21 protein-coding genes and 2 pseudogenes are annotated in these 19,959 nt (G+C 67.9%); 9 read left to right on the forward strand and 14 right to left on the reverse strand.

All coding sequences use genetic code 11. The features are described from left to right. Positions 1–149 precede the first annotated feature (149 nt). Together ACFVJ3_RS07475 and ACFVJ3_RS07480 are read left to right on the forward strand one after the other, a co-directional pair. A complete protein-coding gene (locus ACFVJ3_RS07475) occupies positions 150–881 on the forward strand; it encodes a VTT domain-containing protein (RefSeq protein ID WP_378451460.1) in 732 nt (243 codons plus the stop codon). Positions 882–906: 25 nt separating this feature from the next. Beyond that, complete coding sequence (locus ACFVJ3_RS07480) at positions 907–1,572, forward strand: DedA family protein (RefSeq protein ID WP_378451461.1); 666 nt, start codon at positions 907–909, stop codon at positions 1,570–1,572. 1 nt (position 1,573) lies between these two features. Here the strand turns inward: ACFVJ3_RS07480 and ACFVJ3_RS07485 are convergent. The 5 genes and pseudogenes from ACFVJ3_RS07485 to ACFVJ3_RS07505 all read right to left on the reverse strand — a co-directional run. After that, positions 1,574–1,708: pseudogene (locus ACFVJ3_RS07485) on the reverse strand (GTP-binding protein); the annotation flags it as partial. Positions 1,709–1,772: 64 nt separating this feature from the next. Next, positions 1,773–3,128 carry an LLM class flavin-dependent oxidoreductase gene (locus ACFVJ3_RS07490; RefSeq protein ID WP_378451462.1) on the reverse strand — a complete coding sequence of 452 codons (1,356 nt, stop codon included), beginning with the start codon at positions 3,126–3,128 and terminating at the stop codon, positions 1,773–1,775. A gap of 69 nt (positions 3,129–3,197) precedes the next feature. Further along, the gene (locus tag ACFVJ3_RS07495; protein ID WP_378451463.1) at positions 3,198–4,316 is read right to left on the reverse strand and encodes a glycoside hydrolase family 76 protein; all 1,119 of its coding nucleotides are present in this window, start codon (positions 4,314–4,316) and stop codon (positions 3,198–3,200) included. Between the two features lie 34 nt (positions 4,317–4,350). After that, positions 4,351–5,037 carry a TrmH family RNA methyltransferase gene (locus tag ACFVJ3_RS07500; protein ID WP_378451464.1) on the reverse strand — a complete coding sequence of 229 codons (687 nt, stop codon included), beginning with the start codon at positions 5,035–5,037 and terminating at the stop codon, positions 4,351–4,353. A gap of 4 nt (positions 5,038–5,041) precedes the next feature. Then, positions 5,042–5,641 (reverse strand): hypothetical protein, encoded by a 600-nt coding sequence (locus ACFVJ3_RS07505; RefSeq protein WP_378451465.1) that lies wholly within the window; start codon positions 5,639–5,641, stop codon positions 5,042–5,044. Between the two features lie 114 nt (positions 5,642–5,755). On the opposite strand from ACFVJ3_RS07505, the gene ACFVJ3_RS07510 reads away from it, so the two are divergent. Next, positions 5,756–6,202, forward strand: coding sequence for a hypothetical protein (locus tag ACFVJ3_RS07510; protein WP_378451466.1), 447 nt, complete (start codon positions 5,756–5,758; stop codon positions 6,200–6,202). Here ACFVJ3_RS07510 and ACFVJ3_RS07515 read toward each other — a convergent pair. After that, on the reverse strand, positions 6,186–6,914 hold the full coding sequence (locus ACFVJ3_RS07515; protein ID WP_378451467.1) for a lysoplasmalogenase family protein: 729 nt from the start codon (positions 6,912–6,914) through the stop codon (positions 6,186–6,188). The genes ACFVJ3_RS07510 and ACFVJ3_RS07515 overlap by 17 nt on opposite strands. Positions 6,915–7,016: 102 nt before the next feature. Between ACFVJ3_RS07515 and ACFVJ3_RS07520 the strand changes: the two genes are divergently transcribed. Further along, positions 7,017–7,658 carry a ScbR family autoregulator-binding transcription factor gene (locus ACFVJ3_RS07520; RefSeq protein ID WP_378451468.1) on the forward strand — a complete coding sequence of 214 codons (642 nt, stop codon included), beginning with the start codon at positions 7,017–7,019 and terminating at the stop codon, positions 7,656–7,658. Positions 7,659–7,663: 5 nt separating this feature from the next. Here ACFVJ3_RS07520 and ACFVJ3_RS07525 read toward each other — a convergent pair whose 3' ends face one another. Next, positions 7,664–7,957 carry a hypothetical protein gene (locus ACFVJ3_RS07525; RefSeq protein ID WP_378451469.1) on the reverse strand — a complete coding sequence of 98 codons (294 nt, stop codon included), beginning with the start codon at positions 7,955–7,957 and terminating at the stop codon, positions 7,664–7,666. Positions 7,958–8,191: 234 nt separating this feature from the next. Here ACFVJ3_RS07525 and ACFVJ3_RS07530 point away from each other — a divergent pair, with 234 nt between their 5' ends. Further along, positions 8,192–9,460: a benzoate/H(+) symporter BenE family transporter gene (locus tag ACFVJ3_RS07530; protein ID WP_378451470.1), complete on the forward strand. Its 1,269-nt coding sequence runs from the start codon at positions 8,192–8,194 to the stop codon at positions 9,458–9,460. 4 nt (positions 9,461–9,464) lie between these two features. Here ACFVJ3_RS07530 and ACFVJ3_RS07535 read toward each other — a convergent pair whose 3' ends face one another. Beyond that, the gene (locus ACFVJ3_RS07535; RefSeq protein WP_378451471.1) at positions 9,465–9,962 is read right to left on the reverse strand and encodes a DUF1992 domain-containing protein; all 498 of its coding nucleotides are present in this window, start codon (positions 9,960–9,962) and stop codon (positions 9,465–9,467) included. Between the two features lie 153 nt (positions 9,963–10,115). On the opposite strand from ACFVJ3_RS07535, the pseudogene ACFVJ3_RS07540 reads away from it, so the two are divergent. From ACFVJ3_RS07540 to ACFVJ3_RS07555, 4 genes and pseudogenes are all read left to right on the forward strand, one after another. Further along, positions 10,116–10,334: pseudogene (locus ACFVJ3_RS07540) on the forward strand (NAD(P)-binding protein); the annotation flags it as partial. A 148-nt stretch (positions 10,335–10,482) separates the two neighbouring features. Further along, entirely contained in the window at positions 10,483–10,938 is a 456-nt protein-coding gene (locus ACFVJ3_RS07545) for an SRPBCC family protein (RefSeq protein ID WP_378451472.1), read from the forward strand. Positions 10,939–11,022: 84 nt separating this feature from the next. Further along, entirely contained in the window at positions 11,023–11,463 is a 441-nt protein-coding gene (locus ACFVJ3_RS07550) for a MarR family winged helix-turn-helix transcriptional regulator (protein ID WP_378451473.1), read from the forward strand. 34 nt (positions 11,464–11,497) lie between these two features. Further along, positions 11,498–12,766, forward strand: a complete 1,269-nt coding sequence (locus ACFVJ3_RS07555; RefSeq protein ID WP_378451474.1) for an MFS transporter — start codon at positions 11,498–11,500, stop codon at positions 12,764–12,766. A 59-nt stretch (positions 12,767–12,825) separates the two neighbouring features. Here ACFVJ3_RS07555 and pyrE read toward each other — a convergent pair whose 3' ends face one another. From pyrE to ACFVJ3_RS07585, 6 genes are all read right to left on the reverse strand, one after another. Then, positions 12,826–13,356: an orotate phosphoribosyltransferase gene (gene pyrE, locus ACFVJ3_RS07560; RefSeq protein WP_378451475.1), complete on the reverse strand. Its 531-nt coding sequence runs from the start codon at positions 13,354–13,356 to the stop codon at positions 12,826–12,828. Between the two features lie 20 nt (positions 13,357–13,376). Continuing rightward, entirely contained in the window at positions 13,377–14,171 is a 795-nt protein-coding gene (locus ACFVJ3_RS07565; protein WP_378451476.1) for an SDR family NAD(P)-dependent oxidoreductase, read from the reverse strand. Positions 14,172–14,238: 67 nt separating this feature from the next. Continuing rightward, a complete protein-coding gene (locus ACFVJ3_RS07570; RefSeq protein ID WP_378451530.1) occupies positions 14,239–14,907 on the reverse strand; it encodes a hypothetical protein in 669 nt (222 codons plus the stop codon). Positions 14,908–15,001: 94 nt separating this feature from the next. Then, on the reverse strand, positions 15,002–15,910 hold the full coding sequence (locus tag ACFVJ3_RS07575; RefSeq protein ID WP_378451477.1) for a DUF5666 domain-containing protein: 909 nt from the start codon (positions 15,908–15,910) through the stop codon (positions 15,002–15,004). A 143-nt stretch (positions 15,911–16,053) separates the two neighbouring features. Further along, positions 16,054–18,606 carry an ATP-dependent chaperone ClpB gene (gene clpB, locus ACFVJ3_RS07580; RefSeq protein WP_378451478.1) on the reverse strand — a complete coding sequence of 851 codons (2,553 nt, stop codon included), beginning with the start codon at positions 18,604–18,606 and terminating at the stop codon, positions 16,054–16,056. Positions 18,607–18,773: 167 nt separating this feature from the next. Next, a complete protein-coding gene (locus ACFVJ3_RS07585; protein ID WP_378451479.1) occupies positions 18,774–19,808 on the reverse strand; it encodes an alpha/beta hydrolase in 1,035 nt (344 codons plus the stop codon). Between the last annotated feature and the right edge of the window lie 151 nt (positions 19,809–19,959).

Here is a 19,959-nt window from a genome sequence, read left to right on the forward strand (position 1 = left end):
GATGTGGTCCTAGCAGTATGGCAATACCGGTAGCGTACGTCTCCCGGTGGCTGTCGCGGCACCCCGTTTCGGCGGGTCCGCGACCCGGCCGAAACTCCATGACCTGCACTATTCCGACAGTCGGGGAATACGCCGGTACGCTGAGGGCCGTGATTGTGCAGGCAGCATCGGATTCCGTGACCAACCTCGCGTTGTTGCCGGGATTCCTAGACCCGGTGAACCTCCTCAACTCCTTCGGCACCTGGGTGCTCGTCGGACTCCTCGCGGTCGTCTTCATCGAGTCGGGATTGCTGTTCCCCCTGCTCCCCGGCGACTCGCTCCTCTTCACCGCGGGCCTGATCGCGGCGTCGAAGTCGACGGAGATCGAACCGTTCGCCCCCATCGGGGTGCTGCTGATTCTGATCCCGATCGCCGCCATCCTCGGCGACCAGGTGGGCTTCTTCATCGGCAGCAAGGGCGGAACCGCCCTGTTCAAGTCCGACGACGCACGATTCTTCAAGAAGAAATACATCGACGAGTCGCACGCGTTCTTCGAGAAGCACGGCCCGATCACGATCATCCTGGCCCGGTTCGTTCCGATCGTGCGCACGTTTGCGCCGGTCGTCGCGGGTGCGTCGCGGATGAAGTACTCGCTGTTCCTCACGTACAACATCGTGGGCGGCGTCCTGTGGGGCGCCGGCGTCACGCTGCTCGGCTACCTGCTCGGTCAGATCGAGTTCATCCGCGACAACGTCGACGTCATCTTCCTGCTGATCGTCTTCGTGTCCGTCCTGCCGATCGTCATCGAGGTGGGCAAGCGCATCCTGAAGTCCCGTCAGAACGATGACGCGACGGCCGAGGACGCGCAACCTGTCACCACCCCCACCGATCCGACTTCCTGAAATCGATCGGGGTAACGCACTGACGATGGTCATCACGGCATCAGGCAGCTTCGGGCCTCTCGTCTCGGCCGGTCCAGCGCTGGTCTGGGTCGTCGTCCTCGCGTTCGTGTTCATCGAGTGCGCCGTGATCCTGGGCCTGTTCCTGCCCGGCGACTCGATGCTGATCACCGCCGGAATCGTGCTGGCCAACCATGCGTCCGGCGCGGGCCATGTGTGGGCGCTGTCGGTCGGGGCGATGATCGCCGCCATCTGCGGAAACCAGGTGGGGTACGTCATCGGTCACCGCACCGGCAACCGCATCCACGCCCGCAAGGGCGGGAAGTATCTCAACTACGCCAACCTCCACAAGGTGAATGTCCTGCTGGAGAAGCACGGCTTCTGGGCAGTTCTCGTCGCCCGCTGGATTCCGTGGATCCGCACCCTGTGCCCGCTGGTCGCCGGTGCGGCCAAGATGAACCACACCAAATACACGATCGCCAGCACCATCGGCGCCATCTTCTGGGCGCCCGTACTGCTGCTCATCGGCTTCTACTTCGGCTCGTTCCTCGACCGGGTGTCGTGGCTGATGCCGGCGGTGCTCGCCGGGATGGTCACACTGCTGGTGATCGGCACGGCCCTCGGGGTGTGGCACTACCGGCAGGAGATGGCGCGGCCACCCGAAGATGTGGCCGTCGAAGAAGTACTGGACTAGGGCGATGCACCGCCTCCCACACATGCAGCGGGTCGTCGGACCGAACCCACGCCTCCGGTCCTGACGCCAGCTCGTCGTCGGTGAGCAGCGCCGGGTCCAGGACGCGCCGCGGCCCGCGATCCAGCGGGCTCCCGATGTCACATCCGTCCACTCGAACGGAACGGATGCGACATCGGGCGCGCGGAAGCCGGCGCGCGCGACTACAGCGCGACGGCGCCAGACGTGTCCGCGTACTGGCTCTCGGGGCGGGGCAACCCGAAGTGGTCGCGCAGTGTGGTGCCCGAGTACTCGGTGCGGAACAGTCCACGCTCCTGCAGGATCGGGACCACCTTCTCCGCGAACACCTCGAGACCGCCCGGGTAGTACGGCGGCATGACGTTGAAACCGTCCGCCGCGCCCTGCGTGAACCATTCCTCGATGGTGTCGGCCACCTGCACCGGCGTCCCGACGACCACCCGGTGCCCGCGCGCACCGGCGAGACGGTGCAGCAATCCGCGCAGGGTCGGGCTCTCCCGCTCGACGATCCCGGCGATCACCTGCAGGCGACTCTGCTGGTTGTCCGTGACGTCGCCGGCGTCGCCGAACAGTCCGGCAGGCACGGGGGCGTCGAGTTCGAGGTGTCGCACGCTCGAGCCCGTGAGGCTCTCGAGCTGGGCGAGCCCGTACTCGGGCGACGTGAGTTCGTTGAATTCGCGTTCCAGTTCGCGGGCCTCGGCCTCGGTGTCGCCGAGGAACGGGCTGATGCCGGGAAGGATCTTCACGTGCTCCGGGTTGCGACCGTACTGCGTCACGCGCTGCTTGACGTCCGCGTAGAACGCCTGCCCGTCCGACAGCCGCTGGTGCGCGGTGAAGATGGCCTCGGCGTACTGGCCCGCGAATGCGCGACCCTCGTTGGACGCACCCGCCTGCACCAGCACCGGGTGTCCCTGCGGGGAGCGTGGCGCGTTGAACGGTCCCCGCACCCGCAGGTGGCGCCCCACGTAGTTGATCTCGTGGATCTTCGACGGGTCCGCGTAGATGCCTGCGGCCTTGTCGATCAGGATGGCGTCGTCTTCCCAGCTGTCCCACAGCTTGACCGTCGCGTCGACGAACTCCCGCGCCCGCGCATAGCGGTCGGCGTGGTCGGGGTGGCTGGCCAGTCCGAAGTTGGCGGCCGCCAGGTCGGTTCCGGTGGTCACGATGTTCCAGCCGGCCCGGCCGTGGGAGATGTGGTCGAGGGAGGCGAACAGCCGCGCGAGGTTATAGGGCTCGAAGTACGTCGTGGACGCGGTCGCGATGAGACCGATCCTTTCGGTGGCGGTCGCGATGGCGGTCAGCAGCGTGATGGGTTCGAGCGCTCCGGCGGCGCCGTGCTCGACGTCGCTGCGCAGGGCCGGGCCGTCGGCGAAGAAGATCGCGTCCAGCTTCGCCGCTTCCGCGGTCCGCGCGATGTCCTGGAAGTAGGAGACGTCGTACAACCGTTCGGGGGTCGTGAGCGGGTGGCGCCACGCCGACTCGTGGTGCCCGGCCGGGTAGATGAACGCGTTGAGACTCAGCTGCCGCTGTTGATCTGACATAACGACCTGTCTAACAGCGCCGAATCCGGGGCGACACAGTTAAGTTTCGCGTGATTCGAACCGTCGCCTCTAGCGTCGCGGATACCCTGCTGCGGAAACCATGTGCGCGGCCTCCATCAGCATCCAGCCGCCGACCTGGACGGACATGTCGCGTTCCGGGATCCCGGACGACCGCACGGTGCCCCCGGTGAACGTGGCGATTCCCCCACCCAGCCCCGGCAGCTGCGCCTGCTTGGTCCAATCGTGGCCGAACAGTGGCTGCCCCTCGATCTGCAGCCGGTTCTCCCAGGCCGATTCCGCGGAGGTCAGCACGAGCTGGGCGGCGATCTCCCGTGCTCTGATGTCGGCGGGCGATTCCCACGGCAGCATCACCGCGGTCAGCGCCAGATACCGCGCGAGGATCCCGTTGAACAGGCCACCGTCTCCCCCACCACCGCCGTCGATGACGCCGTGCGGTGCGAGGTGCTCGTCGATGGCGTCGACCAGCCGGTGGGTCCGGTTGCGGTGCCGCGGCGAACCGAGGCGCACGGCGAGTTCAGTTTCGAGGCCGAGCACGACGCCCTGACAATACGAGTAGACGTTCCTTTCGATTTCACCGCCCGGGTGGATGCCGTCGACGATCAGGTTGGTGCGCACGTCCCGCAGCGTGTCGTCGATCCAGTCGGCCGTGGCCTGGGCGCGCCACAGCTTTCCGGTGCGGGCCAGCATGATCCCGGCGGGTCCGTTGGCCGGTGCGTTGTAGAAATTCGAGCCCTTCCGCCACGGGATGCCGCCGCCGGCCTCGGGCGCCCAGGCGTCGAACAACTGGGATTCGAGCGCCTGCACCGCACTTCTGTTGTCTATGAAGTGCATTCGCTGGGCACGCTCGAGGGCGATTCCCAGCCAGGCCATGTCGTCGTAATAGTTGTTGGTCCAGCCCGACATGTTCCGCAGACGGTGGCTGCGCGCCAGTTTCACGATGCGACGACGCCGCCGCGGCGTGGGGTCCCGTTCGAGTGCGTCCACGGCGCAGTCGAGCAGGTGGGCCTGCCACCAGTAGTGCCAGCTGAGGAACAGCCGCTCGCGCCGCACCGCCGGCCACGCGACGACGCCCAGGGTGGTGCCCGGGAGCGCCCACAGCCGGCGAAGATGCCTGCTCACCACCGCTTCTTCAGCGGCGTCCGCGCGCGCCGACCACGAGTCCTGCATAAGAGTTGATCTTGCCTATCCGTCGGGGGTTCCGCTACCAGGCACGGTCGAGGTCGGCGTGCTGACGAACCCACGCATGCATGGCAATTCCTGCGGCGACGCCCGCGTTGATGCTGCGGGTGGAACCGAACTGGGCGATCGATACCGTCATCGCCGCAATCTCTTTCGCCTGGTCCGTGACTCCCGGCCCCTCCTGGCCGAACAGAAGCAGGCAGTCTCGGGGCAGACTCGCCGTTTCGAGCGGGACGGACCCGGGCGTGTTGTCGACGGCCACGATGGTGAGACCGCGCTCACGTGCGAACTCGACGAGGCCTTCGACGTCCGAGTGGTGGAGGACGTGCTGGTACCGATCGGTGACCATGGCGCCGCGCCGGTTCCAGCGTCGACGTCCCACGATGTGGACCGCGGCGGCGGCGAACGCGTTGGCGGTGCGCACCACCGTCCCGATGTTGGCGTCGTGGCCGAAGTTCTCGATGGCCACGTGCAGCGGATGGCGACGGCTGTCGATGTCCGCGACGATCGCTTCCCGCGTCCAGTACCGGTAGGCGTCGACCACGTTGCGGCGATCGCCGCCGGCCAGCAGTTCGGGGTCGTAGCGCGGGTCGGCAGGGACCGGGGTGTCGTGTTCCTCGGTCCACGGGCCGACGCCGTTCGGGTTGTCCCCCCATTCGGTGGGACCCGCCTCGGCGACTTCGACCTGGCCGGTCTCGACTCCGCTCACGATGTCAGAACGTCTTGTTCGAATCGGGAGCGACGGTGAACCCGTGCGACGTCTCGTCGTTGGTGCACGTGACGGCCGTGGCCGTGGTGCTGCACGTGTAGCCGAGCTTGGTCAGTTTCGCCCCGGCGGGCAGGGCCGCGTCCGGTTCGTCGCCGCCCGACGTGTAGACGAGTCCGCCCGCGCACATGAAGGACGCCTCGCCGTCGTTTTCGACGCGGATACCGTGCCCCCAGTCGACCATGCAGTCGGCCGGGCGCGGCGGCACCGGGCTCGTCGACCCCTGGCATCCGGCCTCGGTGCGGTTCGGCAGCTTGATGATGCCGCACTGGAACCCGCCGTCGGGGGACGTGAAGAAATACGACTCGTTGTGCTCGTAGGGGACGTCGACGAGCGTCGTGGTCGGCGCTTCCGTCGTCGTGGTCGGCGGCGCAACGGTCGTGGTGGTGGTCGTCGGCGGAACCGTCGTTGTGGTGGTGGTCACAGGAGCCGCGGCAGTCGTCGTGGACGGCGGCGGAGCCACCGCGTCCGAGGACCCACCACACCCTGCGAGCATCATGGCCGAGCCAATGCTCAGACACACCAACGACACCCGACGCCACGCCATACGGCCACCTCCACACACTCTCATCTGCTGCCGACACTGCACTCTAACGGCAGTGCGGCGGTGGGGCCGCCTCGGCGAGGCCGGGACGGGCTAATCTGGAGGTGGAGGCATTCGATGAATCATCAGCGCATCGTGCGGACGGTCTGCTTTGTCACGGTCGGCTACGTCGTCGTCCTCGCCGTCTGGCTGGGATGGTTGATCGAACACACCCCTCCGGCCACCATCCCCTACCAGATCATGGGATTGGTCGCCGCCTTCGGTTCGGCGCTGGGATTCGGGATGATGGCGGCCGAACGGCCCAGCCGCGCCGACCGCCAACTCGAACGACACGGACTCGAAGGCTGGGCTCGCATCGAGCACGTCACCCCGCTTCGCCACACCCCCGACAACGGCGAACTCACCGAACTGGACCTGCGGCTGACCGTGCCCGGATCGGAGAGCTACGCCGGACGGGTCGTGTACGAGGTGCGGCGGGAGAACGCGACACGCTTCGTGCCCGGCGAGACGATCACCATCCTCGTGGACCCGAAGGACCGGGACCACATCATGCTCTGCCCGTGATCCGGCGACGCCCGAGCGCGAGCATCCCCTCGACGAGCAGCAATTGGGCCGCTGCGTAGCTGGCGAGGATCACACCTTCCGCCACAGCCCTCCCCCGCTCGCCCCGGATGAACAAGCGCCGCAACACGATCAGACCGTCGGAGGCGGTGAACAGCATCCCGCCCGCGCCGAGCCAGCTGCGTCGGTCGGTTCCTGGCACGGCCACATTCGCGACGACGGCCGCGCCGGGTGCGAGGGTCGGATCGGCCGACAGGGTCGACGTGGTGCCGAGCAGCGACCCGTACGCGGTCAACGGCACGGCGACCTCCTTCGCCCGCCCGCGGAGCAGTGCCGCCGCGCCTGCCCAGCCGGCGAGCCGGGGAAGCAATGCGGGCGCGGTGGCCCGGGCGCCCCGGCGCAGCAACAGCGTGGAATAGCCGATCTGCATGACGGCGAACGAGGACGCGCCACGCACGAGGCGGGCGTCGTCGTCGGGATCGATCATGAAGACGTCACCCACGGTCGCGGCAGTGAGACCGGCGAGGAGGAGCGCGACGTCGGCGGGGTCCGTGTCCGCACGCCGTCGCAGGACACGGGCGGCGAGCGCGGGTGCGATCAGTGGTTTCGCGACCTGCTGCAACCGTTCACGCCCGGTGACGGCCCCGACGACGGTGGCCAGCGTCGCACCGGCGAACACCGCGTGCTCGACACCCCAGTTGTTCTTCGACTTCACGTCTTCCTCCCACACTCGCGGACGTGCCGAGGTTACCGGCCCGAAGAGTGGTTGACTTGAGAGTGGACGCGACGGACAATCCGCAATTGTGAGGCACAGGTGATGGCAAAACAGGCGCGTGCGGCAGCCACCCGCCATCAGGTACTCGAGGGTGCGGCACTGAGCTTCGAGAAGCTCGGGTACGGCGGCGCGAGCCTGAGCGGGATCCTCTCCTATGCCGACGTGACGAAGGGCGCCTTGTACTTTCATTTCGAGTCCAAGGAAGCGCTCGCCTGGGCGGTGATCAAGGAACAGCACGCCATGGCGATGCTGGCGGCGCAGCGAGTGCTCGCGACGGCGCAGTCACCGATGGAGGCGATCCTGTTGTGCGCCAAGGAGATGGCGCGCCAGCTGCTGACCGAGCCCATCGTGCGAGCGGGTGTACGACTCACCCTGGAACTCGGCACGTCTCGCGGCCCGGCCACCGATCCCTACATCGACTGGACCGACACCCTCGTCGCACTCGCGGGCAAGGCGCGGGAAGCGGGTGAATTGCGCCTGACCGTCGATCCCGCGGCACTCGCCCGGTTCCTGGTCAGTTCGTTCACGGGTATGCAGTTGGTGTCCGAAGCACTTACCGGACGTTCCGACCTGTACGAGCGGCTGGCCGACATGTGGGCACTGCTCCTGCCCTCCATTGCGTCGCCGGACATGTTGCCCCGGCTGCTCGAACTCGCGGCACTGCGCGACGACGTCGCATCCTGACCGGCTCAGACCCCGCCGGGAGTGGGCTCGGGAGTGTCCGGCGCAGGATGCGGCAGATCGAGCGGGTGCGACTGCGTCGGCGGAGTCTGGACGACGGCGATCCGTGCGCCGTCCGGGATGGCATCGACCGAGCAGATCGTTCCGAAGATGCCGAGCCCACCGAACAACGCGAGCAGGCCGTAGGCCAGGAATGTCGACGTCCGTTCGACCGCGGATCGCGGTTCGCGCTCCGGTGCCACCGTGGTGCGCCGCGCGTACACGGCGCGTCGCTCTCGGGGAATTCGGGTGAGTTCAGCCATGTGGCCCTTCTTCGCATGGTTCGTCGGTGCGGATGGTGTCGGGTCGACGCTTTCGAGTCTGTCGCAATGCCGCCCGAGTGTCCTTCACCCCAGGGATGGAAAGCGCCCCACCCAGGGTTCGACGGCCCGACGTGGAGCCCCGGAACGCGAGTGGTTATGATCCACACCACACCCAGTATGTACGCAATGCGGAAAGTATGCCCGCCCTGCGTACAGCACGAGCAGGAAGGCCTCATGACGACCACCGCGGAACCGGCTCGCAGCGAAGGCGTGCAGACTCGCCCCCCTCGCTTCGAACGACCGCCGTGGCCGCCCGCAGGCCCTCGCCGCCTGATCGGCGACCTCGGCGGGACCTACGCCGCAAACGGTCTGATCGGGCTGATCTTCTCCGCAACGGGTCCCGTGGCCGTGATCCTGGCCGCCGGCTCCGCGGGCGGACTGTCGCCCCAGCAGATGGCGTCGTGGATCTTCGGCGTCTTCTTCCTCAACGGCATCCTGACCGCGCTCGCCAGCTGGCTGTACCGCCAGCCGCTCGCGTTCTTCTGGACGATCCCCGGCACCATCATCGTCGGCGGCTCGCTCACCCACCTGTCGTGGCCGGAGGTGCTCGGCGCGTTTCTGGTGACCGGGCTCCTGGTCCTCGCCCTCGGTCTGACCGGGCGGGTGCGTCAGGTCATGGCGATGCTCCCGATGCCGATCGTCATGGCCATGGTGGCCGGCGTCTTCCTCAAGTTCGGCACCGACCTGGTCCACGCCGTGGGAACCGATGCGGCCGTAGCCGTTCCGATGGTCGTCGTCTTCGTCGTCCTGGCATCGCGCGCCGCGTTCGGCCGGTGGATGCCACCGATCCTCGGCGCACTGCTCGTCGGGGCGGCAGCGGTCGCGGTCACGGGCCGCTTCCACCCCACCGGTTCGAGTACGCCGTGGATCGCGGCACCGATGTTCCAGGCTCCGCAGTTCACCTGGCAGGCGATCACCGAACTGGTCGTGCCGCTCGCGATCACGGTCATCGTCGTGCAGAACGGTCAGGGCGCGGCCGTGCTGACGTCCGCCGACCACAAGCCGCCGATGAACGTCGGCACCGTCCTGTGCGGGGTCTGGTCCCTCGCTACCTCCGCCGTCGGCGCCGTGTCGACGTGCCTGACGGGCCCGACCAACGCTCTGCTGGTGGCGTCGGGGCAGCGAACCAGGCAGTACACGGCGGCCGTCGTGTGCGGCCTGCTAGCCATGGTCGTCGGCCTGTTCGCCCCGCTGTTCGTTCAGCTGATGCTGGCCACCCCGGCCGCGTTCGTCGCGACACTCGGCGGACTCGCGATGCTCCGGGCGCTGCAGGGTTCGTTCGTCGCGGCGTTCAGCTCCCGGCACACGCTCGGCGCGCTCGTGACCTTTCTCGTGACCGTGTCGAACGTGCAGTTCCTCAACATCGGGGCCGCATTCTGGGGGCTGATCGCCGGACTGCTCGTGTCCCGGGTGATGGAATCGGGCGATTTCCGGAAGCGGTGATCCGTCACCGTTTCCGCCACCACCAGCGCCTGCCGGCCGGGGGCGGATCCGATTCGGGCTCCGGGGACCTCGTCACCGGCGGCTTCCGCGACGGCTGGTTCTGCTGCCGCCAGGTCGCGACGACCTCGTCCGCGTCGACCGGGCTCACCGGGATCCGTGGACCGGAGGGCGCCCGCAACCAGGCGACGATCTGCAGGTTGAGCTGGGCCACCACGTCGCGCACCGCCCGCTCGGACGGCAGCCCACGGATCGTGTCGGGCAACCGCTCGATCTCCTTCCGCAGCTGCAGCGGCGTGGGGAGCAGCGAGTCGGTGGGCAGATTCTCGCGTCGGAGGTAGTTCTTCACCCACCACAGTTCGTCGTCGACATCGCCCGCCGGAATCGGTTTGCCCGCGCCGGGGAGATCGTCGAAGTCGCCGCGCTCCTGAGCCAGCCGGATCTGCTTGTCGATCCAGCTCTCGAAGCTCACCCCGGGAGGTTTGCGCTCGGTCACGGGCCCCATTCTTCCAGGACCCGGTTCAGCCCGCCTCGGTCTCCGCTCCAGTGGAACGCCTGCGATCACTTGCCAATGCGCATTCTTCCTTTTACTGTGACACGGCGTCTCAGTTAACTGGACCAGCGACCACGGTTCCGCATCCGCCGCAGGAAAGAAGCCATGACAGCGACAGCCACTCAGCACGCCGCCGCACCCGACGGCAGCGGAGACGAGCGGCACCTGCGCGTCGTCGTGGTCGGCGCCGGACTGTCCGGGATCGCCGCCGCAGTCAAGCTCGAACGTGCGGGCATCACGGACTTCCTCGCGCTGGAGAAGTCCGATCGCGTCGGGGGCGTGTGGCGCGAGAACACCTACCCCGGGTGCGGTGTCGACATCCCCGCACCCGTGTACTCGTTCTCCTTCCAGCGTGGCCCTGGTCCACCGGGTCTCTGCGCCGTCGCCTCGCCCGGTTCGACGTCGACAACTACGCCATCCGGCCGTACCGGACAGAGCAGTCCCCCGCCCTCCACCCGTCAGGAAAGTCACGATGATCGAGATCCATCACACTGCCCTCGCCGGCGCACCGGCGGCGGCCGCGTTCGACTACGTGGACGACTATCACCACGTCCCGTCCTGGATGTTCGGGATCACGAAGTTCGATCCGATCGGCGACCAGGACCGGGGCCTCGGCGCGGTCTACGACGCCGCGATGAAGATCGGCCCCAGGACGCTCGGCTCCGTGGTAAAGGTCACCGGATGGGAACGCGATTCGGTGATCGAACTCGAATCGATCGACGGCCTGTACACCCATTCGCGGTGGCAGTTCGAGGCGGTCGGCGAAACCGAGACCCGCCTGACGGTCGACTTCCGGTACGACCTGCCCGGCGGACTCGCAGGTAAGGCGCTCGGCAAGATCATCGAGCCCTTCGTCGCGCAGGCGATCCGCCACACCGACGCCACCCTGCGGCGCCAGGTCGAGCAGAGGACGCAACGCTCCTCCTGATTTCCGCGTCCCACATGATGCCGGTCGCCCGGCTCCGCTCTTCGGCGATTTACATAGTTAGTTAGCCTATGTAATATGTTTTGCATGGACGACGACACGCGCCTCCAGAGCCTGCTCGTCGACCTGGTCACGAATTCTCACCGATTCACCAGGCTCGCGAGCTCCTTCGGATCCGAGGACCACCCCCGGCCGTGGACGCGTGCCCTCGCCCTGCTCGACGACCAGGGCGAGATTCGCATCAGCGAGTTCGCCCGCATCGACCGCTGCTCGCAACCGTCCGCGACCGCCCTCCTCCAGAAGCTGGCCGAGCGCGGATACGTGGCCCGTCGACCCGATCCGGAGGACGCCCGGGCAGTCCGGGTGTCCATCACGGATCTGGGCCGCGAATGGCTGACCGTGGCCCGCAACGAGATCGCGGGTGCACTCGCACCGCACTTCGCGGACCTCGAGCCCGAGCAACTCGAACGACTGACGCAGGGCCTGTCGGAACTGCGTTCGATCGTCAGGTCGTCGGCCCGCTCCTGACAACCCATCCACACCCCGACGTACAACGAAGGAGGTGGCCGTGAGCACCACGACCGCAACCGTCACGAACAGCACATCCAGCGAGGGACCACCGAGCCTCCTCCACCAGCCGAAGTCGGTGTGGGCCGTCGCCTTCGCCAGCGTCATCGCGTTCATGGGCATCGGGCTCGTCGACCCCATCCTCAAACCGATCGGCGAACAACTGGACGCGACCCCGTCCCAGGTGTCGCTGCTGTTCACCAGCTACATGCTGGTCACCGGTGTCGCGATGCTCATCACCGGCGTGGTGTCGAGCCGGATCGGCGCCAAGAAGACCCTCCTCACCGGTCTCGCCGTCATCGTCGTGTTCGCCGCGCTGGCAGGCAGCTCCGGCAGCATCGGCGAGATCGTCGGCTTCCGCGCCGGCTGGGGACTGGGCAACGCCCTGTTCATCGCCACCGCGCTCGCCGCCATCGTCGGCGCGGCCAGCGGCGGCGTCGCGCGGGCCATCATCCTCTACGAGGCCGCGCTGGGCATCGGCATCGCCGTCGGCCCGCTGGTCGGCGGTGTTCTCGGCAACATCAGCTGGCGCGCACCGTTCTTCGGCGTCGCAGCCCTGATGGCCGTCGCATTCATCCTCATCGTCGTGATGCTGCCGTCCGCGCCCAAGCCGGAGCACCGCACGTCGATCGCCGCGCCGTTCCTCGCCCTGCGCCACCGCGGCCTGCTCACCGTCGCGATCACCGCGCTGCTCTACAACTACGGCTTCTTCACACTGCTCGCGTACACGCCGTTCCCGCTCGACATGGGCACGTACTCGATCGGATTCATCTTCTTCGGGTGGGGTCTCGCCCTGGCCGTCGCGTCGGTGTTCCTCGCCCCGCGGCTGCAGCGGCGCTTCGGCACGCTGCCGATGATGATGGCGGCCCTCGCGCTGTTCGCCCTCGACCTCGCCATGATGGCCGCGTTCACCGACAACAAGACCGTGCTCGTCGTCGGTGTCGTGCTCGCCGGACTCTTCCTCGGCGTCAACAACACGCTCATCACCGAGACCGTGATGATCTCCGCCCCCGTCGAGCGGTCGACGGCGTCCGCGGCATACAGCTTCGTCCGCTTCGTCGGCGGCGCCGCCGCACCGTGGGTAGCGGGCAAGCTCGGTGAGAGCAACATCCACATGCCGTTCTGGGTCGGCGCCGTGTGCACCGCCGCCGCGATCATCGTGCTCGCGACCGGACGCAAGGTCCTCGCCCACGTCGACGAGCACGATCCCGAACCGCACAGCGTCGAGGAAGCACTGGCCATCACGGCCGCCGACGCCGACTGACAACCCACAGGTGAGTGGCGAAGTGTGCCCGAGACACACTTCGCCACTCACCTGTGCGGTCAGAGGTTCAGGTCGGGGAGACCGAGGAGCGAACGGTACTCGAGACCCTCGGCCGCGATCACCTCGTCGGCACCGGTCGCGCGGTCGACGACGGTCGCGACACCCACGACGATCGCCCCGACGTCGCGCAACGCCTTCACCGCGGTGAGCGGCGAGTTGCCCGTGGTGGTCGTGTCCTCGACGACGAGGACACGCTTGCCGACGACGTCCGGTCCCTCGATCTGCCGCTGCATGCCGTGCGCCTTCGCGGCCTTGCGCACCACGAACGAATCGATCGGCCTGCCCGCGGCGTGCATCACGGCCATCGCCACCGGATCGGCGCCCATCGTCAGTCCGCCGACGGCGTCGAAATCCCAGTCCGCCACCAGTTCACGCAGCAACTTCCCGATCAGCGGGCCCGCCTCGTGATGCAGCGTGGCGCGGCGGAGGTCCACGTAGTAGTCGGCTTCCTTGCCCGAAGACAACGTCACCTTGCCGTGCACAACAGCCAGCTCACGCACCAACGCGGCCAGATCCTCACGATCACTCATGCCCGAAACCCTACCCACCTCTAGGTGCGGGCACGCCCCCGGCCGAACACGTTGGTCAGCCGCCGGACCAGACTCTTCGGGACGAGGCGACCGGCAGTGGTCAGCACCTTGTACTGGAGGCCGGGAATGCTCACGACCTTGCCGTCCTCGAGATCGGCCAGCGACGCGGCAACCACCTGGTCGACGCTCAGCCACATCGGCTTCGGGATCGAACTCATCTCGATGCCCGCCCGCTCGTGGAACTCGGTACGGATGAATCCCGGGCACAGCGCCTGGATCCGCACTCCCGTGCCGCCCAGCCCGTTCGCCAATCCCTCGGAGAACGAGATCACGTACGCCTTGCTCGCCGAATAGGTCGACCCGCGCCCGGACAGCAGGCCGGCGACGCTCGCCACATTGATGACGGTGCCGTTCGCCGACGCGATCATCGCGGGCAACGCGGCGCGGGTCAGCTGCATGACGGCGGTGACGTTCACGTCCAGCTGGGACTGCAACAGCTCCGGCGTCGCGGTCCAGAATTCGCCCGACGTGCCGAATCCGGCGTTGTTGACCAACACCTCGACACCCTTCCCGAGGCGCTGCGCCACTTCCTCGCGCCCGGACGCCGTTGCCAGATCGGCCTGCAGGATCTCGGATTCGGTGTCGAACAACGCCTTCATCTCGTCGGCGAGGGCCTGCAAGCGGGTCTCGTCGCGCGCGACGAGCACGAGGTCGTAACCGAGAGACGCGAACTTCCTCGCGAAACCGGCACCGAGCCCCGACGTCGGGCCGGTGACGAGGGCAACGGGTCGGGCGGAACTGGAGGGCGTCGACATACCGGTGACGGTAGCAAGGCGCTGCGCGCCCGTGCGCGGTTAGCGAGTCCCAGGACTCGTCACACACTCACGGGCGCGGAGCGCCTGGGGCCGGCCGGCTCGGGTCGTGGTGGCCGCGGTCGAGTCCACGCGGTTCGGTGACCGGGGGCAGGACGTGCAGAATGCCGGACAGCCGGGCGACGGCCTCGATGGCCGAATCCCATTCACGGCCGCTGCTGCCGATGGGCAGCGAACCGAGGGTCCACTCGCCCTCGCTCCACAGCATGTTCACGTGCGGCGGCACCGACTCGGTGAACGCCACCATGCGCTGATCGCAGACCCTGCGGGCAATCTCGAGGTCGGTGGCGAACACCACTCGCGGTCCGATGGCGCCGAGGAGCTCGAGGTCCGAGTCCTTCGGCGGCGGGGTCGACTTCAGGCGCAGGTCGATGTCGACGTCCGAACCCACCCGGCGGCGCACCGCGACGATGGTCGCGGTCTCCTCGAGGTCGAACAGAATGAACGTCTCGCCCCGGCGTTCGCCCTTCACCACATCGATGGCGCTGAGGTACTCCTGCTTGGCCAGCGCGGCCCGATGGAACTGGCCGGGCAGCTTCTCTTCGACGTTGTCGTACGTGTAGCCCTGGGCCTTGGCCCAGATCTGCCGCACGCGACCCGTCTGATCACGACGCGAGCGATCGAAATAGAGCAGCGCGCACGCGCCTGCGAGTGCGATCAACGCCAGTACGAACCACATTCCCGTCATCGGTGATCAGCCTAGCGAGTCGACGCCGTTACGAGGCGAAGCGGTACCCGGACACCCCGTGTCGGTTTTGCCCGGACCCATCGTCTCAGTTACCGCCGAGCTTCGGCAGCTCGGTGCTGATGATCGTCTCGGCCATCATCGTGCCGTTCTCGACCTTCGTTCCCTGCACCATCACGGTGAATCCGGGCTTCAGATCGGCGACCGTGGTGCCGTCGAGTGCGATCACGTTGGTCTGCGCGTTGGTCTGGACCGTCAACTGGGAACCGCCGAGGGCGTCGAGGGTGAGTGTGGACCCGTCGTTGGCGCTGATCGTTCCGAACGCGGCCCCGGCAGCGCCGATGGCCTCGCCGATTCCGCCGGGGAGTTGATCGAGCGGCGACTCCGACGTCGTCGACGGCGGCGGTGTCGTCGTCTTCGGCGGCGCGGTGGTGGCGGGCGGCCGGGACGTGGTCGGGCCCGCCGCCGTCGTGCTCGAGGAGTTGTTCGGCGCGGACGTGAAGAGGGCGACACCGAAGCCGATGACGGCGATCAGCAGCAACGCTGCCGCCGTGGCGGCGATCCACGTGCCGATCCGTCGGGGCTTCTTCTCCTCGGGACCCTCGGCGGGCGGCGCCTGGTATTGCGAGCCGGGGTACTGGGCGTTGGGGTACTGCCCCGTCGGATACCCGCCTTGGTACTGCTGGGCGGCGTAGGTCGGATACGCCTGCGTGGCGTTCGGCGGCGGAGCCTGCGGGTCGTACCGCGGATCGTAGGTCGGGTAGGCCTGCGTCGGATTGGGCTGGTTCTGCCCGTACGCCGCGGTCGGGTCGGACGTGTAGAACTGCTCGGTCGGCCCGGCTGCGGGATCCATGTGCTCGGTGCGCTGGTCGGGTGAGTCGAGGTGCTCGGTCGGCTGGTCCTGCCGCGACCAGGACTCTGTGCCGTCGGGTGTCCACGACTCCGTGCCGTCGTACGCGCGTTCCTGCGGGGTGCGCGGGTCGTCGGGGTTCGTCATGATCGGCCCCTCCCTCGGTTCGTCTGGCCGGTGTCCTGCGGTTACGGACGGTCCAGGGTAACGGCGAAACTTAAGACCTCGCTGTGAAAACACAGGTGAGTGGCACGGCGTGCGGGAGCACACCGTGCCACTCACGTGAGGGGTCAGCCGAGGACGAGCGCGTCCCCGGTCTCGGACACCTTCACGGGGACGGTGTCGCCGTCCTTGACGTCACCGGCGAGCAGCAGCTTCGCGAGCTGGTCGCCGATGGCCTGCTGGATCAGCCGGCGCAACGGCCTGGCCCCGTACATGGGGTCGTAGCCGCGGACGGCCAGCCAGAAGCGGGCCGAGTCGGACACGTCCAGCGTCAGCCGCCGCGCCGCGAGCCGGCGGGACAACTGGTCGAGCTGGATGTCGACGATGGACTCGAGCTGCTCTTCCGTGAGCGACTCGAAGATCACGACGTCGTCGAGCCGGTTGATGAACTCGGGCTTGAACGCGCGCCGCACCGCATCCATCACCTGCTCCCGTGATCCACCCGCACCGAGGTTGGACGTGAGGATCAGGATGGTGTTGCGGAAGTCGACCGTGCGGCCCTGACCGTCCGTCAACCGGCCTTCGTCGAGGACGGCGAGCAGGATGTCGAACACGTCGGGGTGCGCCTTCTCCACCTCGTCGAACAGCACCACCGTGTACGGACGCCGCCGCACAGCCTCGGTGAGCTGGCCGCCCGCCTCGTACCCGACGTATCCGGGCGGGGCGCCGACGAGCCGGGCCACCGAATGCTTCTCGCTGTATTCGGACATGTCGATGCGGACCATGGCGCGCTCGTCGTCGAACAGGAAGTCCGCGAGGGACTTCGCGAGCTCCGTCTTACCGACGCCGGTGGGTCCGAGGAACAGGAACGACCCGGTGGGCCGGTTGGGGTCCGCGACTCCGGCGCGGGCGCGGCGAACCGCATCCGACACGGCGACGACGGCCTCTTCCTGGCCGACGACCCGCTTGCCGAGTTCGGACTCCATCCGCAGCAGCTTGGCGGTCTCGCCCTCCATCATGCGGCCGGCGGGGATGCCGGTCCATGCCGCGACCACGTCTGCGACGTCGTCGGGACCCACTTCCTCCTTGAGCATGACGTCGCCGTCGGCGGCGGCACCCGACTCGCGGGCCGCCTGCTCGAGTTCCTTCTCGAGCTGCGGGATGCGGCCGTACCGCAGCTCCGCGGCCCGGCCGAGATCGCCGTCGCGTTCGGCGCGTTCCTCCTCGCCGCGCAGCGTCTCGAGCTGCTCCTTGACCCCGCGCACGGAGTCGATGGCCTGCTTCTCGTTCTGCCAGCGGGTGGTCAGCTGGTTGAGCTTCTCCCGTTCGTCGGCCAGTTCCTGCCGCAGCTTCTCGAGCCGGTCCTTCGACGCCGCGTCGGATTCCTTCTGCAGCGCCATCTCCTCGATCTCGAGGCGGCGGACGATGCGTTCGACGGTGTCGATCTCCTCGGGTCGCGAGTCGATCTCCATCCGCAGCCGGGACGCGGCCTCGTCGACGAGGTCGATCGCCTTGTCCGGCAGGAACCGGGACGTGATGTAGCGGTCGCTGAGCGTGGCGGCGGCGACGAGCGCGGAGTCGGTGATGCGCACACCGTGGTGCACCTCGTACCGCTCCTTGAGCCCGCGCAGGATGCCGACGGTGTCCTCGACGGACGGTTCGCCCACCAGCACCTGCTGGAAGCGACGCTCGAGGGCCGCGTCCTTCTCGATGTACTTGCGGTACTCGTCGAGCGTGGTCGCGCCGACGAGCCGCAGCTCGCCGCGGGCGAGCATCGGCTTGATCATGTTGCCTGCGTCCATCGCGGACTCACCGGTGGCACCCGCACCGACGATTGTGTGGAGCTCGTCGATGAACGTGATGACCTGACCGGCCGAGTTCTTGATGTCGTCGAGGACGGCCTTGAGCCGCTCCTCGAACTCGCCGCGGTACTTCGCGCCCGCGACCATCGATCCGAGGTCGAGGGAGATCACGGACTTGCCGCGCAGCGATTCGGGAACGTCGCCTGCGACGATGCGCTGGGCGAGTCCCTCGACGATGGCGGTCTTGCCGACACCGGGCTCGCCGATCAGCACCGGGTTGTTCTTGGTCCGGCGGCTGAGTACCTGCACGACGCGGCGGATCTCGTTGTCGCGGCCGATCACCGGGTCGAGCTTGCCGTTCCGGGCCAGGGCGGTGAGGTCGGTGGAGTACTTCTCGAGCGCCTGGTACGTCCCTTCCGGATCCGGGCTGGTGACGCGCGCACTGCCACGGACGGTGGTGAACGCGTCACGCAGCGCCTCAGGGGTGGCGCCGTGCCGCTTGAGCAGCCCGGCCACGTCCGACTCACCCGAGGCGAGTCCGACCATCAGGTGTTCCGTCGACACGTACTCGTCGTCGAGTTCGGTGGCGAGGTGCTGTGCTGCGGTGAGTGCGGCGAGGGCCTCACGGCCGAGCTGCGGTGTGGTGGTGGCACCCGTCGTCTTGGGCAGCCGGTCGACGAGATTCAGCGCTTCACGATGGACCACGGTGGGATCGACGCCGACCGCCTTGAGCAGCGGGGCGGCGATGCCGTCGGTCTGGTCGAGCAGGGCCACGAGCAGATGTGCGGGCCTGATGTCGGGGTTACCGGCCGACGACGCCGACTGGAGCGCAGCGGTCATCGCGGCCTGGGTCTTGGTGGTCGGATTGAACGAGTCCACTGTTCACCTCTTCTGGCGTTGTAGAGCGGTCCGCCGCCCGGGGCCGAGTGGCACGGGCGACGCTGTCATCTTCTTAACGCGCGAAGGGTTGAGTCTGTTCCGCTCAACTTTGAAAAGTTTTCCGCTACCCCATCATCTCGCCCCGCGACGCTTCGCGGGGCGAGATATCAGGCTTCGATCGCGGCCGCCATCATCGGCCAGGACGCGGAGAGGTCGTCGCGCCAGTACCCCCACGAATGCGTGCCGACCGGCCGGAGGTCGACCGTGGCGGGAATGTCGAGGGCGCGGAGCTTCTCCGCCAGCCGCATCGTGCAGTCGTTGGTGACGGCCTCGATGACACCGCCCACCACGACCTGCGACGCGAGGGCGCGGCGGTCGCCGCCGACGGTCCGGGCGTCGAGGGTGTCGTACGGCCCCGGCAACCCGCTGCCGTTGGAGATGTAGAGAGTGGTCCCGCGGAGCCTCTCGGCGTTGACGTACGGATCGTTCGCGGCCCACAGCGGATCGTCGGCCGCACCCCACATGTTCTCGGGGTTTCCGCCGAAGTCCGACACCGTGATCTCGACGAACCGGCGCGCCACCGGGTCGCTCGTCATCGCGCACCCGCTGTACGCCCCGACGCTCTGATACAGCCCGGGCTTGGAGATCGCGAGGTTGAGCACACTGGTGGCCGACATGGACAGCCCGGCGATGGCGTTCTTCCCGGTCGTCGCGAGCGCCGAGTCGACGATGGGCGGCAGTTCCTTCGTCAGGAACGTCTGCCACTTGTTCCGGCCGAGCTCGGGGTCGTCCTGCTTCCAGTCCGCGTAGTAACTGGACTGGCCACCGAACGGGATGACCACGTTGACATCCTTGTCGGAGAAGAACTTCTCGACGTCCGCCTTCTGCTCCCAGCCGAACTGCTCGGAGTTCCCCTCGACGCCGCCGAGCATGTAGACGGTAGGACGCTTCTCCGACGCGGCCCGGATGACCCGGACGGTGATGTCCTTGTCCATGGCCGTCGAGTGGATGGTGAAGTTCATCTGCGATTCGCCGACCGGGGTGACCTCGATCAACCGCGAACCGTCGGGCGCCTCGTCGACCGAGATCGACTCGATCGTCGTCCGGGGTTCCGCCGAGACGACGCTTCCGCCGCTGATCACCGTCAGCGTCACGGCCGCCACGACAGCGGCAGTCCGGCGAACCCGGACCGAACTGGACATCCCCGGACGAAACCGACCACGATCCCGCGCACAGCCAACTCTCATGGGCCCCCCTCGGTAACGCTGCCTGTTTACTGGATGCATCGTGCCTTGCCGGTGGTCACGGCGCGAGAGCGACCCACCGAAGAGCCGGGGTTTCACCCGAATCGGC

It is taken from the genome of Rhodococcus sp. NPDC127593, assembly GCF_042671975.1.
Taxonomy (GTDB): domain Bacteria; phylum Actinomycetota; class Actinomycetes; order Mycobacteriales; family Mycobacteriaceae; genus Rhodococcus_F.

What these genes read in the sequence shown, in the direction of transcription:
- ACFVJ3_RS07520 (WP_378451468.1), top strand. Translation starts at nt 7,017, where the DNA reads ATGGCAAAACAGGCGCGTGCGGCAGCCACCCGCCATCAGGTACTCGAG.
- ACFVJ3_RS07480 (WP_378451461.1), top strand. Translation starts at nt 907, where the DNA reads ATGGTCATCACGGCATCAGGCAGCTTCGGGCCTCTCGTCTCGGCCGGT.
- ACFVJ3_RS07510 (WP_378451466.1), top strand. Translation starts at nt 5,756, where the DNA reads ATGAATCATCAGCGCATCGTGCGGACGGTCTGCTTTGTCACGGTCGGC.
- ACFVJ3_RS07505 (WP_378451465.1), bottom strand. Translation starts at nt 5,641, where the DNA reads ATGGCGTGGCGTCGGGTGTCGTTGGTGTGTCTGAGCATTGGCTCGGCC.
- pyrE (WP_378451475.1), bottom strand. Translation starts at nt 13,356, where the DNA reads ATGAGTGATCGTGAGGATCTGGCCGCGTTGGTGCGTGAGCTGGCTGTT.
- ACFVJ3_RS07495 (WP_378451463.1), bottom strand. Translation starts at nt 4,316, where the DNA reads ATGCAGGACTCGTGGTCGGCGCGCGCGGACGCCGCTGAAGAAGCGGTG.
- ACFVJ3_RS07550 (WP_378451473.1), top strand. Translation starts at nt 11,023, where the DNA reads ATGGACGACGACACGCGCCTCCAGAGCCTGCTCGTCGACCTGGTCACG.
- ACFVJ3_RS07575 (WP_378451477.1), bottom strand. Translation starts at nt 15,910, where the DNA reads ATGACGAACCCCGACGACCCGCGCACCCCGCAGGAACGCGCGTACGAC.
- ACFVJ3_RS07585 (WP_378451479.1), bottom strand. Translation starts at nt 19,808, where the DNA reads ATGTCCAGTTCGGTCCGGGTTCGCCGGACTGCCGCTGTCGTGGCGGCC.
- ACFVJ3_RS07535 (WP_378451471.1), bottom strand. Translation starts at nt 9,962, where the DNA reads ATGGGGCCCGTGACCGAGCGCAAACCTCCCGGGGTGAGCTTCGAGAGC.
- ACFVJ3_RS07530 (WP_378451470.1), top strand. Translation starts at nt 8,192, where the DNA reads ATGACGACCACCGCGGAACCGGCTCGCAGCGAAGGCGTGCAGACTCGC.
- ACFVJ3_RS07545 (WP_378451472.1), top strand. Translation starts at nt 10,483, where the DNA reads ATGATCGAGATCCATCACACTGCCCTCGCCGGCGCACCGGCGGCGGCC.
- ACFVJ3_RS07570 (WP_378451530.1), bottom strand. Translation starts at nt 14,907, where the DNA reads ATGTGGTTCGTACTGGCGTTGATCGCACTCGCAGGCGCGTGCGCGCTG.
- ACFVJ3_RS07490 (WP_378451462.1), bottom strand. Translation starts at nt 3,128, where the DNA reads ATGTCAGATCAACAGCGGCAGCTGAGTCTCAACGCGTTCATCTACCCG.
- ACFVJ3_RS07525 (WP_378451469.1), bottom strand. Translation starts at nt 7,957, where the DNA reads ATGGCTGAACTCACCCGAATTCCCCGAGAGCGACGCGCCGTGTACGCG.
- ACFVJ3_RS07565 (WP_378451476.1), bottom strand. Translation starts at nt 14,171, where the DNA reads ATGTCGACGCCCTCCAGTTCCGCCCGACCCGTTGCCCTCGTCACCGGC.